Origin of the sequence: Micromonospora sp. NPDC085948 (assembly GCF_040686315.1) — a bacterium.
Lineage (GTDB): Bacteria > Actinomycetota > Actinomycetes > Mycobacteriales > Micromonosporaceae > Micromonospora.
Window position 1 is genome coordinate 312,456 of record NZ_JBFBJW010000006.1, and the last position, 15,070, is coordinate 327,525.

The window sequence follows — 15,070 nt, forward strand, 5'->3', positions numbered from 1 at the left end:
TCCTCACAGCACCAGGTTGAGCAGGACGGTGAGCACCACCGAGGCGACGATCGAGAAGAGGATCATCAGGAGGCAGCCGAGGCCGCCGCCGAGCGGGCGGATCTCCGTGTTGCCGAAGCGCATGGGGTTCACCTGTCCGAGAGTGCGGGTTGCGGGGCGAGCAGGCGGCGGACCGCGTCCGCGACCTGCGTCGGGGCGGTCGTGACCACGTTGTGCGCGGCGCCGGGGACCACCAGCAGGTTCGCGTCCGGCACGAGCCGGGTCACCTCGTCGCGCCAGGGCGCCGGTACGACCGGGTCGCGGGCTCCGGTCACGACGAGGGTGGGCGCGGTGACGCGGACGAGGTCCCGCTCGATCGGGTTGCGCACGGAGTGCGACACGGTCGCGAGGACCCGCCGGGGCCGGGCGTTCCAGACGTCGCGGACCAGGATCGGCGCCTGCAACGGCGCCTCGCGCAGGCAGTCCACCAGCCACCTGCCGAACAGGCCACCGTGGGACCGGGCGGACGGGTCACTCGTCGGTCCGGCCAGCACCAGCGCGCGTACCGCGTCCGGGTGGTTCGCGGCGACCGAGGCGGCCACCTCGGCGCCGAACGAGTGCCCCAGCAGGCACACCGGCGGCAGCCGGTACGCGGCCAGCCAGGCGGCCAGGTGCGCGGCGTGCCGGTGGACGTCGTACGCGCCGTCGGGGTGTTCGGTAAGCCCGAAGCCGGGCAGGTCCGGCACGTACACCGGGTGGGTGGTGGCGAGCGCGACGGCCAGCGGGGTGAGGTAACGGTGGGAGACGGCCAGGCCGTGCACCAGCACCACGGGCGGCGTCCCGATCCCCGGGTCCGTACTGCGCCGGGTGTGGGTGCGCAGCCCGTCGACGAGCCGCCACTCACTCGTCAACCCGGCGGCCGACCGGGGCGCGGCCATGGCGAGCCGCAGCTCGGTCGGACCGAAGTGGCCGCCGCGCATCGACGTCACAACTCCCGCAGCCGGGGCAGGAGCTGCTCCTGCGCCCAGTCCAGGAACATCGGCTGGGTCTCTCCGCCGACCTGGATGATCGCCACGTGGGTGAAGCCGGCGTCGACGAACTTGCGGAACGCCTCGACGTGCGCGTCGATGTCCGGCCCGCAGGGGACGCCCTCGGCGACGTCCTCCTCCCGGACGAACTGGGTGGCGGCGGCGAAGGACTCCGGGCCGGGCAGGTCGGCGTTGACCTTCCAACCCATCCCGAACCAGCGGAACTGGTCGTGCACGATCTTGCGGCACTCGGCCTCGTCGGGGCCGTAGCAGATGGCCACCTGCCCGTACCGGGGCTGGCCGGCGCCGCCGGCGTCGTCGTACATCTCGATGATGTGCCGGTCGGGTTCGGTGGAGATGATGCCGTTGCCGTACTCCGCGGCCAACGTCGCGGACTGCCGGCCGGACGCGGCCACGGCCATCGGCACCGGCCGTTCCGGGCGGTCCCAGACGTAGGCGTCGGGCACGTCGAAGTGGTTGCCGGAGAAGGTCAACGTCTCTCCGTTGAGCAGCGGCCGGATGATCTGCAACGCCTCCTCGAACATCTCGTGCCGCTGCTGCACGTGCGGCCAGCCACCGACCACGTGCTCGTTCAGGTTCTCCCCGGCGCCCAGGCCGAGGGTGAACCGGCCGTCCGAGAGCGCCCCGATCGTGCTGGCCTTCTGCGCGACCACGGCCGGGTGGTAGCGGCGGATCGGGCAGGTCACGAACGACATCAGCTGGGCGCGGGAGGTGGCGTGGGCGACCGCGCCGAGCACCGACCAGGCGTACGGGGAGTGGCCCTGGGAGTCCAGCCAGGGGTAGTAGTGGTCGGACATCACCAACTGGTCGAAGCCGGCCGCCTCGGCCCGGACCGCGTGGTCGACCAACTGCTTGGGACCGGCCTGTTCGCCCATCAGGGTGTAGCCGACGCTGACCATCCTGGTATCCCCTCTCACTGGCTGATCGTTCCCGGGATACCCCGCTCGGCCGCCGTCAACCCTCCCGTCCGGTTCGGGATGGGCAGTGCTTGACGGATGACGGGTGACCTGCCTACCGTCGGTCTTAACCGGTTAAGAACCGGAGGTGGCGCACATCCTGTGGTGGGGATGACCGCCCCGCGACGGCCCGCGCTCGCGTGGGCCGTTGCGGCTGTCCGGGGAGCGGGCCGCTCAACTGAACCGGTTGCGAGGGCCAATCCATCGCCATACGCTGATGCGTGCGCGCCGGGCGTCGGGCGCGGCTGCCGGGCTGCAGTCGCCCTTCCCCCTGTCACGTCCCACCCCTGTCGGGCACCGGGGGTCCTCCCTGAGGAAGACCATGAAGACTCGACTCACCGCCGCCGGCGCGGCCCTGCTCGCGTTGCTCGTCGCCGTGCTGGCGTTCGGCCAGCCGGCACACGCCGCGGCCGGTTTTTCCGTCGCGAACGGCAGGTTGTACGACGCCAACGGAACCGAATTCGTCATGCGGGGTGTCAACCACGCACACACCTGGTATCCGCAGCAGACCAACTCCTTCGCCGACGTCAAGGCGCTCGGCGCGAACACCGTGCGGGTGGTGCTGTCCAGCGGGGACCGGTGGACCCGCAACACCAACGCCGACGTCGCCACCGTCATCTCGACGTGCAAGGCCAACCGGCTGATCTGCGTGCTCGAGGTGCACGACACCACCGGGTACGGCGAGCAGAGCGGGGCCATCACCCTGGACCGGGCCGTCGACTACTGGCTCAGCCTCGCCGACGTCCTCGTCGGCCAGGAAAGATACGTCATCGTCAACATCGGCAACGAGCCGTACGGCAACCAGAACTACGGCTCCTGGGCCACCGACAACGCCAACGCGATCAAGCGCCTGCGGGCCGGCGGGTTGACCCACACGATCATGGTGGACGCGCCGAACTGGGGTCAGGACTGGTCCTTCACGATGCGGGACAACGCCGCGTCGGTGTTCGCCGCCGACCCGGCCCGCAACACCGTCTTCTCCGTCCACATGTACGGGGTCTTCGACACCGCCGCGGAGATCAGCGACTATCTGGGTCGGTTCCGTGCCGCCGGCCTGCCGATCGTGGTCGGTGAGTTCGGTTTCAACCACTCCGACGGGGACCCGGACGAGGACACCATCCTCGCGTACAGCCAGGCCAACGGGATCGGCTGGTTGGGCTGGTCGTGGAGCGGCAACGGCGGTGGGGTGGAATATCTCGACCTCGCCACCAACTTCAACCCGTCCAGCCTGACCACCTGGGGCCAGCGGCTCTTCAACGGCGCGAACGGCATCCGGCAGACCGCCCGGGAGGCAAGCGTCTTCGGCGGCACCCCGCCGACGACGACGCCCCCGCCGACGACGCCACCGCCGACGACGCCACCGCCCACGACGCCACCGCCCACGACGCCACCACCCACGACGCCACCGCCCACGACGCCACCGCCCACGACGCCGCCGCCGGTCGGTGGTTGCACGGCAACGTACACGGTGACCAACCAGTGGCAGGGTGGCTTCCAGGCCGAGGTGCGGGTGACCGCCGGTGCCGCCGGGGTCACCGGCTGGACCACCCGGTGGACTCTCGCCAACGGTCAGAGCGTCACCCAGTCCTGGAACGCGACGGTGACCAGCAGCGGATCCACGGTGACCGCGCGCAACACGGACTACAACGGCCGGCTGGCCGCCGGTGCCAGCGCCAGCTTCGGCTTCCTCGGCAGTTGGACCGGCAGCAACCCCACGCCGGAGGTGAGCTGCACGGCAGGCTGACCGACGCCAGGTGGCCGGTCCCGCACCGGGGGCCGGCCACTGCGTTCGGCTGCGGTCAGTGTTCCCCGGTCAGGTTCACGATGATCACGCCGGCGATGATCAGCGCGATGCCGGTGAGCTTGGCCAGCCCGACCGACTCACCCAGGAACACCGCTCCGATCGCCACGATGGCCGCGGTGCCCAGACCCGACCAGAGGGCGTACGCGACACCGACAGGTATCTCCTTGACGGCCTGGGCCAGCAGGAGGAACGCCAGCGCATACCCGCCGAGGCACGCCACCGTCGGCCAGAGGCGGCTGAACCCGGCGGTGCTCTTGATCAGGCTGGTCGCCAGCACCTCGGCGAGGATGGCGATCCCCAACAGCACGTACGCCACGTGTCCCCCTGGTCGTCGATGATCACGGAAGGGTGTTGCAACCACCAGTTGAGCCCGCCGCGCTGACGGAAAGTGTCCAAGATTGGCAGTTGGACCGAGTCGTCACGGGAGGTCGACGGGCTCGGCTGCCAGTCGGGCTGCCCGCATCTGCAGATAGCGCTGTTCGGGCAGGCTGCTCGTGCGTGCGGCGGCGGCGCGGTAGCCCGCCATCGCCCGCTCCCGGTCGCCGGCCATCTCGTGCAGGTGGGCGCGGGCGGCGGGCAGCCGGTGGTGCCCGGCCAGTCGGGGGTCGTCGGCCAGCGCGTCGAGAGCGGCCAGTCCGGCCGCCGGTCCGTGCACCATGGCGGTCGCCACGGCCCGGTTGAGCGCCACCACCGGGCTGCCGACGAGCCGTTCCAACACCTCGTAGAGCGCCAGGATCTGCGGCCAATCGGTCTGCGACGTGCTCGGCGCCTCGTCGTGCAGGGCGGCGATCGCGGCCTGCACCTGGTACGGGCCGACCGGCCCACGCGGCAGCGCATGGGTGACCAGGGCTACGCCCTCGGCGATCGCCGCCGCGTCCCAGCGGCTGCGGTCCTGGTCGGCCAGTGAGATCAGCTCACCGGAGGGTCCGGTCCGCGCCGGACCGCGTGCCTCGGTGAGCAGCATCAATGCCAGCAGCCCGGTCGATTCGCTGTCGTCGGGCAGCAGCGTGTGCAGTGCGCGGGTCAGCCGGATCGCCTCGGCCGCGAGGTCGATCCGCCGTAGGTCGGGGCCGGCAGTGCTGGTGTGTCCCTCGGTGAAGACCAGGTAGAGCACCTGCCGGACGCTGGTGAGCCGGTCGGCGCGCTCCGCCTCGTCCGGCATTCGGAACGGCAGCCCGGACGCGCGGATGCGCTGCTTGGCCCGGCTGATCCGTTGCGCCATCGTCGCCTCGGGCACCAGGAACGCGCGGGCGATCTCGGCGGTGCTCAGGCCGCCGACGGCGCGCAGGGTCAGCGCCACGGCCGACGTCGGGGCGAGTGCCGGATGGCAGCAGAGCATCAGCAGGACCAGGGTGTCGTCGCGCTCGGCGGTCAACTCCTCGTCCGCGGCCGGTGCGTACTGCCGGTCGTCCGGGTCGCGGCGGGCGACCAGGTCCTCCCGGCGGCGTCGGGCCTGCTCACCACGGACCAGCTCGATCATCCGGCGGTAACCGACCTGGATCAGCCAGCCGCGCGGGTTCGCCGGCAACCCCTCGGTGGGCCACTGGGTGGCGGCGGCCAGCAACGCCTCCTGCACCGCGTCCTCGGCGGTGGCGAAGTCACCGAAACGGCGGGCGAGCACGCCGAGGACCTGCGGCGCCAACTCGCGCAGCAGGTCCTCGGTGCGGGCATCGGTGATCAGCCGTCACAGCTCCTGAGGTGGGGCGGACATCACCGGGTGCACCTCGATCGGCATGTTCAGCGGCTGGCCGCCGGGGCCGGGTGCGGTGGAGATGTACGCGGCCAGTTCCACCGCCCGCTCCGGGCTGTCGCAGTCGACGATCCAGTAGCCGGCGAGGAACTCCTTCGTCTCGGCGAACGGCCCCTCGGTGACCACCGGCGCCCCGCCGTCGCCGGCGCGCACGATCCGGGCCTGTTGCGGGCCGCCGAGGCCCTGCGCGTCGACCCACTCCCCGGCGGCGGTGAGCTTGTCGTTGACCTCGCCCATGAACGCGATGTGCGCCCGGACCTCGTCCTGCGTCCAGGTGGCGATGCTCGGGAAGTCGGTCCCCGCGGCGCTGAACTGCATCAGCAGCATGTACTTCATTGGTGGCTCCTCACGCCTGGGCACCGTCGTCGTCGGTGCTCTCACCCTGAGGTAGAAACAGGCAAAGCCCTTCTCGACACCCCGACCGAAGATTTCCCAGAATCTTTTCAGACGACGGCGTCGACCTCCAGCACCAGGCTCTGTTCCGGGTGCAGGGCGGGCAGTTGCACCCCCACCCGGGCCAGCGCCGCCCCGCTGAGGGTGACACCGCTCGCAAGCCAGGCCGGCGCGGACCGCTCGATCGTCGCCGGGGCCGGTACGCCCGCCACCTGTCGCACCCGGTAACGCCGCCCGGGGTCCAGGCCGGGCAGTCGGACCGCGCCCGGGGTCTGCGTCACCGAGGTGCTCAGGCGCGCCACCGCGTACACCGCCTTGGTGTTGTCGTGATCGACCACGCCGTGTGCCCAGACGGCCGGGTCCGGGTGGTCGACCCGGACCACCCGGCCGGCGTGCAGCAGCGGCCGCAGCCGCTTGTGCAGCGCCACCCAGGCGGCCAGTTCGGTCTGCTCGGCGGCGCTGATCGAGGCGATGTCCCACTCGATGCCGTGGTGGCCGAAGAGCGCGGTCGCCGCCCGGAAGCCCAGGTCGTGCACGCGGTTGGTGGTGTGCGAGCGATGCGGGCCGATGTGCGTGCCGATCAGCTCCGGTGGTAGCAGCAGCCCGGTCCAGCGCTGGATGCTGAGCCGTTCCAGGGCGTCGTTGCAGTCGCTGGCCCAGACCCGGTCGGTGCGGGCCAGGATGGCCAGGTCCACCCGTGCCCCGCCGGACGAGCAGCTCTCGATCTCCACGCCGGGATGCCGGCGGCGCACCTCGTCGAGCAGCCGGTAGACCGCCAGGGTCTGCCCGTGCACGCCGGGACGGCCGTGGTGCCCGGCCTCGGTGAGGTCCCGGTTCTGGTCCCACTTGAGGTAGCTGATGGCGGGATGGTCGGCGAGCAGCGTGTCGAGGCGTTCCAGCAGGTAGGCGTAGGTCTCCGGGCGGCCCAGGTCGAGCACCTGCTGGTTGCGCCACGCCGGTGGCAGCCGACCCGGCACCGCCAGCAGCCAGTCCGGGTGCGCCCGGAACAGGTCGGAGTCCGGGTTGACCATCTCCGGCTCGACCCACAGACCGAACTGAAGGCCCCGGCCGGTCACGTGGTCGATCAACGGTTGCAGGCCGTCGGGCCAGACGCGCTCGTCGACGTACCAGTCACCGAGACCGGCGGTGTCGTCGCGCCGGCCGCGGAACCAACCGTCGTCGAGCACGAACCGCTCCACGCCGATCTGCGCGGCCCGGTCGGCGAGCGCCCGCAGCCGGTCCAGGTCGTGGTCGAAGTAGACCGCCTCCCAGACGTTGAGGGTCACCGGCCGGGGGGAGCGTGGGTGTCCGGGCCGGGCCCGCAGGTGCGAATGGAGTACGTCGCTGAGCCCGTCCAGCCCGACGTCGGACCAGACCGCGTAGAGCAGGGGAGTGTCGTACGACTCGCCAGGGCCGAGCCGGATCTCGCCGGGGGCCAGCAGCTCACCGCCGCCGAGGGTCGACTCGCCGGTGGGCCGGCGTTCGGCGACGGTGACGTGGTCGCCGCTCCACGCGGTGTGCACCGCCCACACCTCGCCGTGGCCGAAGCCGAACCCGGCGGTGCCGGCCACCAGCAGCAGCGTGGCGTCGTGCCCGGTCCGGCCGTGCCGACCCTCGCGGACCCAGGCGCCGTGCGGCCACGGGTGCCGCTGCGGCGACCGTTCCCGGCACCACCGGCCGGTCAGGTCGAGCAACTCGGTGGCGACCGCCGGCACCGGCAGCACCGGCGTCAGCTCCCGCAGCTCGTACGCCGTGTCGCCGTCGTTGCGCAGCCGATGGCGAACGGTCAGCAGGCCGTGCGGGTCCAGGGTGATCTCGCTGGTCAGGGTCAGCCCGGCGGCCGGGTCCGACGCCCGCACGGTCAGCAGCGCCGCCCCGGGTCCGCCGGGCCCGCCGTCGGCCGGGAGTACGCCCACCGCCTCGCCGCCACCGGCCGGGTGGCCCGGGTCGGTGCCGATGTCCCGCACGTCCCACCCGTCGAGGCGGAAGGAGGTGGACCAGTCTCGTCCGTCGCGGTGCCCGGCCAGCCCCGGCCGGCCACTCCACCCCGCGCTCGCCTCCGGCAGCAGCGACAGCACGGGCGGCTCGTCGAAGCTGCTCGGCACCACCGGCGGCACCGTCGCCTCGGCGAGCTGGTTCAGGCCGTCGTCGTCGAGGTCGCCGACGTCGCCGCCCCAGTGCACGATCCGGGGCAGTCCCGGGCCGCGCGCGTCGAGCACCAGGCTGGTCCGCGCGCGGCGCAGGTGCAGGATGCTCATCCCTTTGAGGCTCCCAAGGTCAGGCGGCCGTGATCACCCATCGGGATCCACCGAGAATCCACATTGGTCAACACGAACGACCAGTGGGGCCTCAAGTTACCCCTCAGTCGAGCGCTGTCAAGAGGGCAGTTCACCTTCGATAACCCAGTGTGATAAGGCCGTAACGCGGTCAACGGTGGAAAATGAATCGATGTTGGAACCTGTTGACTTCCGCGTCGTGCGGGGTGCACCCTCAGCTCTCATGCGGCAATGGCACGGGAACGGCATCTCTTTCGGCGGCGACTACAACCCTGAGCAGTGGCCCGAGCAGACCTGGTCCGAGGACGTCGAGTTGATGCGCCGAGCCGGGGTCAACCTGGTCTCCGTCGGCATCTTCTCCTGGGCACTGCTGGAGCCCACTCCGGGCCGATACGAGTTCGGTTGGCTGGACCGGGTGCTGGACCTCCTGCACAGTGGCGGGATCCAGGTGGACCTGGCCACCGCCACCGCCAGCCCGCCACCGTGGCTGGCCAGGGCTCACCCGGAGACGTTGCCCCGCCGCGACGACGGCACGATCCTCTGGCCGGGCGGCCGGCAGGCGTACTGCCCCAGCTCGCCCATCTTCCGCGAACGATCGCTGGAGTTGGTGCGGGCGGTCGCCGGTCGGTACGCCGAGCACCCCGCCGTGGTGATGTGGCACGTCTCCAACGAGCTGGGCTGCCACAACGCGAATTGCTACTGCGACGTCAGTGCCGAGGCGTTCCGTGGCTGGCTGCGGGAGCGCTACGGCGACCTGGCGCGGCTCAACGACGCCTGGGGCACCGCGTTCTGGAGTCAGCGCTACGGCGACTGGGCCGAGATCAACCCGCCGCGCACGGTGACGGCCTTCGCCAACCCCACGCAGCAGCTCGACTTCCTGCGCTTCTCCTCCGACGAGCTGCGCGCCCAACTGCGCGCCGAACGCGAGGTGCTCAAGACTCTGGTCCGCCAGCCGATCACCACCAACTTCATGATCGGCATGGGCGTCAAGCACATGGACTACCAGTCCTGGGCCGACGATGTGGACCTGGTGTCCAACGACCACTACCTGACCGCCGCCGACCCGCAGGCGCACCTCGGTCTGTCGCTCGCCGCCGACCACACCCGGGGTGTCGCCGGCGGTGACCCGTGGCTGCTGATGGAGCACTCCACGAGCGCCGTCCAATGGCAGCCGCGCAACGTCGCCAAGCAGCCCGGTCAGCTACGCCGCAACAGCCTGGCGCACGTCGCCCGTGGCGCCGACGGCGTGCTGTTCTTCCAGTGGCGCGCCTCCCGGGTTGGCGCCGAGAAGTTCCACTCCGCGCTGGTGCCGCACGCCGGCCCCGACACCAAGGTGTTCCGCGAGGTCTGCCAACTCGGCGCCGACCTCAAGGCCCTCGCCGAGGTACGCGGCAGCCGGGTGGACGCCGACGTGGCCATCCTGTTCGACTGGGAGGCCTGGTGGGGTGTCGAGCTGGATTCCCACCCCAGCGCCGACGTCACCTACGACGACCGACTGACCGCCCTCTACCGGTCCCTCTGGCGGGCCGGCGTGACCGCCGACATCATCCACCCGTCGGCTGACCTCAGCGGCTACCGGCTGGTGCTGGTGCCGACCCTCTACCTGGTCCGGGACGCCGACGTCGCGGCACTGCACCGCTTTGTCGAGGGCGGCGGCACGGCGGCGGTGACCTACTTCAGCGGCATCGTCGACGAGAACGACCACATCCGCCTCGGCGGCTACCCCGGCGCGTTCCGGGAGCTGCTCGGCGTACGGACCGAGGAGTTCTTCCCGCTGCGCGAGGGCGAGCAGGTCCGCCTCGACGACGGCAGCACCGCCGACGTGTGGACCGAGTGGCTGCACCCGAACGGCGCGGAGGTGCTCGCCTCGTACACCGATGGGCCCCTGCCGGGTGTGCCGGCGCTGACCCGCCACCGGGTCGGCGACGGCGCCGCCTGGTATGTCGGCACCCGGTTGGACGACGCGGCCACCGACCGGCTGGTCGCCCGGCTCGTCGACGAGGCGGGCGTGCGCCCGGCGGCGCCGGCGCCGCCCGGCGTGGAGGTGGTACGTCGGCGCGACGGCGAACGCACGTGGTTGTTCGTCCTCAACCACACCGAGGCGGAGGTCCGGCTCCCGGCGACCGGCACCGAGCTGTTGACCGGCGAACGGTGCTCCGGTGAGCTGACGCTGCCGGCCGGTGCGGTGGCGGTCGTCCGTGAGGATCGGACCTGACTCTGACGACAGTTCACGGCGCGAAGGAGCTCTCCCCATGCTCGCCCAGCAGCGGCAGACCGCCATCCTCGATCTGATCCGCCAACGTGGCGGCGTACGGGTGAGCCACCTGGTCAGCCGGTTCGGCGTGTCCGACATGACGATCCGCCGTGACCTGGAGGCATTGGCCGAGCGCGGCCTGGTGGACAAGGTGCACGGCGGCGCGACACTCGCCGGGCCGGGTTCGGCCGAGGAGCCCGGCTTCGCCGCGAAGTCGATCCGCCAGCAGGCGGAGAAGCGTGCCATCGCCGAGCGGGCGGCGACGATGGTGGAGCCGGGGATGGCGATCGCGCTCTCCGCCGGCACCACCACCGCCGCGCTGGCCACCCTGCTCTCCGACGTGCGAGGGCTGACCGTCGTCACCAACTCGATCCCGGTGGCCGACGCGCTCTACCAGGACCCGCGCGCCGACCAGACGGTCGTCTTGACCGGCGGCATCCGCACCCCGTCGGACGCGTTGACCGGGCCGGTGGCCGAGGCGGCGATCAGCGCGCTCAACGTCGACCTGCTCTTCCTCGGCGTACACGGGCTCAGCCCGCGCACCGGATTCACCACGCCCAACCTGCTGGAGGCCGGGGTCAACAGGTGCCTGATCGGTGCCGCCCGCCGGCTCGTGGTGCTCGCCGACCACACCAAGTGGGAGACCATCGGCATCGCCACGATCGCTCCCCTGGAGGCCGCCGACGTGCTGATCACCGACGTGGGCTTGCCGACGGAGGCACGCACCACGATCGGCGAACAGGTGGGCGAGCTGGTGATCGTCGAACCCGCCTAGCCCCCTCCCGCCCTCCCTCCGCCCCCCACCCCACCCCACCCCGCGCCGATCTTGCACTTTGTGTCGCCGAAATGCCTGGAATGCACCCGTTGGGCGCGACAGAAAGTGCAAGATCGCGGAGGGTGTTGGTCTGGTCCCCCACTAGGGGCTGTCGGTGGGGAGACAAGGGCCGACGTGGTCGGCCTGCCGCGCGCAGCGGCGGCGATCGGGCATGATCCGGTCGCAGAAGACCCAGTGTCGTACGTGCTGCGCGTCCTCCGCCGAGACCGTGATGCCGGCGACGTCGACCTGTGGCGTCGAGGTCAGCGACCGGGCGAGCGTACGGGCCAGATCCAGCGCCCCGGCCAGATCGGGGACCGTCACCGGCAGGTGGATCACGTGTCGGGGTGGCGGTTCCGTCGACTCGGTGAACGCCAGCACGGCCGCCCGAGGCAGCGGCACGAAGATCCCGCCGGGAGGCTCGTACGGCGGGATCACGGCCGACGCCTTTCGGACCAGGCATTCTGCCGAGCACGCAGCGCCCGCTTCATCCGGGCGTTCTCCGCACATAGCTGTGCCAGGTCGTGGTGCAAGGCGGTCAGGTCGAGCGCGACCCGGTGCAGGAACCGCCGTACCTCGGCGGGGTTGAGCCCCCGTCGGCCGAAGCCGACCGTGGCGAACTGACGGTCGCGGACGTGCCGCGGATGCAGCCGGCTGCCGTCGTACAGCGTGCCTCTGGTCATCGGTCACCTCTCGTCGTCGGTGAATGGGTGAGTCAGGGTCGCGACGGCGCCCCTTGACGTGGTAGGTATGTCGTCAAGTCGGTTCGGAGCCGGGAGTCGCACCTCCCGACGCTCTAGTTGAGACCCGACGAGATCCGGTATGCGACTGCCACTCGCGAGGCCGTCTCTCGTCACCTTCTCGGCTGTTGGCGCAGCCGCGTTTGCCGTGTTTGCACCGGGCTTCCCCGGGGGCCGGCGATCACCCTCACCCGAAGGCCACGTTTCCAGTGGTCTCGGTATTGGTGCAACGACACCAACAAAATTCGTCTTGAGGGTCCGCGAGGAGAGGGGCACTATGCCGAGGCGTGAATCGTTCGTTCAGACATTGCGCGCTCAATGGCTCGGCCAACAGATGCGGCAGCTACGGGAGCAACGCGGCATCACCCTGAAGCAGGCCGCCGAGTTCCTGGAGCGCGATTTTTCCTCCATCGCCCGCTGGGAGCGCGCCGAGTGGCCGTTCCGACGTGGCGTTGTCGTGTCGCTGCTGGACCTCTACGGCGAGCACGACGGGCGCGAGCGGAACCGCTTCATCCAGCTCGCCGAGGACGCCTGGCGAACGGATCGGTGGGACGCGGACTATGACGAGTTGGTTGACGCCTCGTTCATCGATTTTCCCTGGCTGGAAAGCAGGGCCGAGCGCATCTACTCGTGGGATGCCTTCCTCATGCCGGGCCTCATGCAAACGCCGGCATACGCGGAGGCGGTGATCCGTAATGCTGAGGGGGAGAGTGCGACAGATTTCTCGGTCGGCAAGTGGCTACAACTCAGGATCGACCGCCAACGTGTGCTCGCGCGGGACCCGTCGGTCCGCGTGGCGGCGATCATCGATGAGAGCGTACTGCGCCGACCCGTCGGTGGTTCTGCCGTGATGCGCGGCCAACTGAACCACCTGGGTGACCTGATCGGGCAGCCGAACATTGATGTCCGCGTGCTGCCGGCAAGGGTCGGGCTGCATGCCGGTCTCGATGGCTCGTTCGTACTCTTCGGGATGCCCAAGCCTTACCCGGAGGTCGCCTATGCCGAGACGCTGGGCGGGCGTCGTTTCATGGAATCTCCAACGTCGAAACGTTACGCGCTTGCGTACGATCGGCTTCGTGCTGTCGCATTGGATCGGCGCGAGGCGGCCGAGCTGATCGCGGAGATCAAGGAGGGACTGCATGAGTGAAGCCTTGCCCGTAGTGGCCTGGCATGTGAGCACCCGCAGCAACAGCAACGGTGGTAGCTGTGTCGAGGCGGGGCCGGTCCTGGATGGTTCCGGCCGGGTGGCGGTGCGCGACAGCAAGGATCGCGCGGCGGCGACCCTGGTCTACCCGGCCGGCGGTTGGATGGCCTTCGTCAACGGGGTCAAGGACGGCGATTTCGCCGCCTGAACGCTGATCGACTCGGCTTCACGGAAGTCGGGGTGTCCCGGTCGTGGTGATGCCGCGACTTTCAGGAAAGCGAGTCGATCAAGCGGCGGCACCCTGGCGGGCGCTTCACAGCCACCTCACAGGGGTGCTGGATAGGGTGCCGGTCGAGTCAACGTCCGACTCCAACCAGGAGCGGTCGGCGTCGCACAGGAGTTCCGATGGTCTTCAAGAAGATGTTGAGCGCGTTCGGTGTGGGCGGTCCCAGTGTGGACACTGTGCTGACCAACCCCAACACCCGGCCCGGCCTGACCCTCGACGGGCAGGTCAACCTCGTCGGCGGCGACGCTGAGGCGGCCATCGAGCAGGTGGTGGTCGGTCTGGTGACCCGGGTGGAGGTCGAGGGGCACGACGCCGAATACTCCGGCACCCTCGAGTTTCACCGGATGGCGGTCAGCGGCGCGTTCCTGCTCGCCCCGAAGCAGCAGCTCTCGATCCCGTTCCAGCTCCCCGTGCCGTGGGAGACCCCGATCACCGACGTGTACGGCCAGCGCCTGCACGGCATGACGATGGGTCTGCGTACCGAGTTGGCGATCGCCCGCGCGGTCGACAAGAGCGACCTGGACCAGGTGGCGGTGCACCCGCTGCCGGTGCACGAGCGGATCCTCGAGGCGTTCCAGCGGCTCGGCTTCCGGTTCAAGCACGCCGACCTGGAGCGCGGCCACATCCGGGGCGTGCAGCAGACGCTGCCGTTCTACCAGGAGATCGAGTTCTTCGCCGCGCCGCAGTACGCGAGCACGATCAACGAGGTCGAGCTGACCTTCGTGACCAGCCAGCGCGGCGTCGAGGTCATCCTGGAGTGCGACAAGCGCGGCGGCTTCCTCAGCGCCGGGCACGACGCGTTCGGCCGATTCCAGGTGTCGCACACCGACGTCGACCGGGTGGACTGGGCGCAGGTCGTCGACGGGTGGTTGCGCGAGACCACGTCCCGCTACGGCAGCCTGCGGTCCCAGTACGGCTCGGGCCGCGGTCACGGTCACAGCCGCGGGCACGGCATGGGCGGCATGGTGGCCGGCGCGGCGCTCGGCGTCGCCGGCGGCATGGTCGCCGGCGAGATGATCGAGGACGCGTTCGAGGGCGACTTCGGTGGCGACTTCGGCGGCGACTTCGGCGGCGACGAGTAGCCGATCCGAACACGACGGTGGCCTCCGGGAGGATCTCCCGGAGGCCACCGCGCTGTGAACCGGTCAGTGCCGGGCCTTGCGCTCCTCGCCGCTGCGCCAGTTGCTGCCGGCCTTCGAGAGGCCACGGCTACCGAGGTAGCCAAGCGTCAGCAGGGTGATCAGGAACCAGGCGTTGTCGGCCCGGAAGATGTCCACCCCAGCGGAGTTCTGACCGACGACCTGCGACGCGCCCAGTACGGCGGCCACCGCGATCAGGTAGATCCAGAACTCGGTGGTCTTGAACGCCTGCTTGGTCTCCGTACCGGGTGCCTGCATGTCGTTGCGACGCCCGTCATGCATGACCGGCATCTGCTGGGTCTGCATGTCCCGCATCGACGCGGGATTCTGCGGGTCGTTCATGGGCCGGTTCATCGGCCGGGTGGAAGCAGCCTGCGTGCTCATCTGGTCCTCCTCAGGATGCGATGAGTCGTACCTGCATTCCCTCGCCCCGCTACCGCGTTTCGGCCACGGCACGGTTCGCATTCGTGGCGGGGACAACCCCCG

At 70.5% G+C, this 15,070-nt stretch carries 16 protein-coding genes; 6 read left to right on the forward strand and 10 right to left on the reverse strand.

The window, feature by feature from the left end; all coding sequences use genetic code 11:
- Positions 1-3 precede the first annotated feature (3 nt).
- From AB0O48_RS18890 to AB0O48_RS18900, 3 genes are read right to left on the reverse strand one after another with little or no spacing between them, the layout of a single operon-like run.
- Positions 4-132 (reverse strand): hypothetical protein, encoded by a 129-nt coding sequence (locus AB0O48_RS18890; protein ID WP_357248085.1) that lies wholly within the window; start codon positions 130-132, stop codon positions 4-6.
- On the reverse strand, positions 129-959 hold the full coding sequence (locus AB0O48_RS18895; RefSeq protein WP_365067091.1) for an alpha/beta hydrolase: 831 nt from the start codon (positions 957-959) through the stop codon (positions 129-131). The genes AB0O48_RS18890 and AB0O48_RS18895 overlap by 4 nt, the downstream gene beginning before the upstream one ends.
- Before the next feature lie 5 nt (positions 960-964).
- Complete coding sequence (locus tag AB0O48_RS18900; protein ID WP_357247935.1) at positions 965-1,927, reverse strand: TIGR03557 family F420-dependent LLM class oxidoreductase; 963 nt, start codon at positions 1,925-1,927, stop codon at positions 965-967.
- A 379-nt stretch (positions 1,928-2,306) separates the two neighbouring features.
- Here AB0O48_RS18900 and AB0O48_RS18905 point away from each other — a divergent pair, with 379 nt between their 5' ends.
- Positions 2,307-3,728, forward strand: a complete 1,422-nt coding sequence (locus tag AB0O48_RS18905; RefSeq protein ID WP_357247937.1) for a cellulase family glycosylhydrolase — start codon at positions 2,307-2,309, stop codon at positions 3,726-3,728.
- A gap of 55 nt (positions 3,729-3,783) precedes the next feature.
- Here AB0O48_RS18905 and AB0O48_RS18910 read toward each other — a convergent pair whose 3' ends face one another.
- The 4 genes from AB0O48_RS18910 to AB0O48_RS18925 all read right to left on the reverse strand — a co-directional run bounded on the left by AB0O48_RS18910 (position 3,784) and on the right by AB0O48_RS18925 (position 8,189).
- Positions 3,784-4,104, reverse strand: coding sequence for a multidrug efflux SMR transporter (locus AB0O48_RS18910; protein ID WP_357247939.1), 321 nt, complete (start codon positions 4,102-4,104; stop codon positions 3,784-3,786).
- Between the two features lie 102 nt (positions 4,105-4,206).
- Positions 4,207-5,466, reverse strand: a complete 1,260-nt coding sequence (locus AB0O48_RS18915) for a sigma-70 family RNA polymerase sigma factor (protein WP_357248068.1) — start codon at positions 5,464-5,466, stop codon at positions 4,207-4,209.
- Between the two features lie 6 nt (positions 5,467-5,472).
- A complete protein-coding gene (locus tag AB0O48_RS18920) occupies positions 5,473-5,874 on the reverse strand; it encodes a YciI family protein (RefSeq protein WP_357247942.1) in 402 nt (133 codons plus the stop codon).
- A 107-nt stretch (positions 5,875-5,981) separates the two neighbouring features.
- Positions 5,982-8,189, reverse strand: coding sequence for an alpha-galactosidase (locus AB0O48_RS18925; RefSeq protein ID WP_357247945.1), 2,208 nt, complete (start codon positions 8,187-8,189; stop codon positions 5,982-5,984).
- 241 nt (positions 8,190-8,430) lie between these two features.
- Here AB0O48_RS18925 and AB0O48_RS18930 point away from each other — a divergent pair, with 241 nt between their 5' ends.
- Positions 8,431-10,422 carry a beta-galactosidase gene (locus AB0O48_RS18930; protein ID WP_365067098.1) on the forward strand — a complete coding sequence of 664 codons (1,992 nt, stop codon included), beginning with the start codon at positions 8,431-8,433 and terminating at the stop codon, positions 10,420-10,422.
- Positions 10,423-10,459: 37 nt separating this feature from the next.
- Positions 10,460-11,236: a DeoR/GlpR family DNA-binding transcription regulator gene (locus AB0O48_RS18935; protein WP_365067101.1), complete on the forward strand. Its 777-nt coding sequence runs from the start codon at positions 10,460-10,462 to the stop codon at positions 11,234-11,236.
- A 141-nt stretch (positions 11,237-11,377) separates the two neighbouring features.
- On the opposite strand, the gene AB0O48_RS18940 is transcribed toward AB0O48_RS18935, so the two are convergent.
- The gene (locus tag AB0O48_RS18940; protein WP_365067273.1) at positions 11,378-11,614 is read right to left on the reverse strand and encodes a hypothetical protein; all 237 of its coding nucleotides are present in this window, start codon (positions 11,612-11,614) and stop codon (positions 11,378-11,380) included.
- Between the two features lie 95 nt (positions 11,615-11,709).
- Positions 11,710-11,958, reverse strand: a complete 249-nt coding sequence (locus AB0O48_RS18945) for a DivIVA domain-containing protein (protein WP_357247954.1) — start codon at positions 11,956-11,958, stop codon at positions 11,710-11,712.
- A 334-nt stretch (positions 11,959-12,292) separates the two neighbouring features.
- Between AB0O48_RS18945 and AB0O48_RS18950 the strand changes: the two genes are divergently transcribed.
- The 3 genes from AB0O48_RS18950 to AB0O48_RS18960 all read left to right on the forward strand — a co-directional run bounded on the left by AB0O48_RS18950 (position 12,293) and on the right by AB0O48_RS18960 (position 14,527).
- Positions 12,293-13,162, forward strand: coding sequence for a helix-turn-helix transcriptional regulator (locus AB0O48_RS18950; RefSeq protein ID WP_365067105.1), 870 nt, complete (start codon positions 12,293-12,295; stop codon positions 13,160-13,162).
- Positions 13,155-13,367, forward strand: a complete 213-nt coding sequence (locus tag AB0O48_RS18955) for a DUF397 domain-containing protein (protein WP_357570102.1) — start codon at positions 13,155-13,157, stop codon at positions 13,365-13,367. Before AB0O48_RS18950 ends, AB0O48_RS18955 begins: the two co-directional genes overlap by 8 nt.
- 197 nt (positions 13,368-13,564) lie before the next feature.
- Positions 13,565-14,527 (forward strand): sporulation protein, encoded by a 963-nt coding sequence (locus tag AB0O48_RS18960; RefSeq protein ID WP_365067109.1) that lies wholly within the window; start codon positions 13,565-13,567, stop codon positions 14,525-14,527.
- A 63-nt stretch (positions 14,528-14,590) separates the two neighbouring features.
- On the opposite strand, the gene AB0O48_RS18965 is transcribed toward AB0O48_RS18960, so the two are convergent.
- The gene (locus tag AB0O48_RS18965; protein ID WP_357247966.1) at positions 14,591-14,968 is read right to left on the reverse strand and encodes a hypothetical protein; all 378 of its coding nucleotides are present in this window, start codon (positions 14,966-14,968) and stop codon (positions 14,591-14,593) included.
- Positions 14,969-15,070 lie beyond the last annotated feature (102 nt).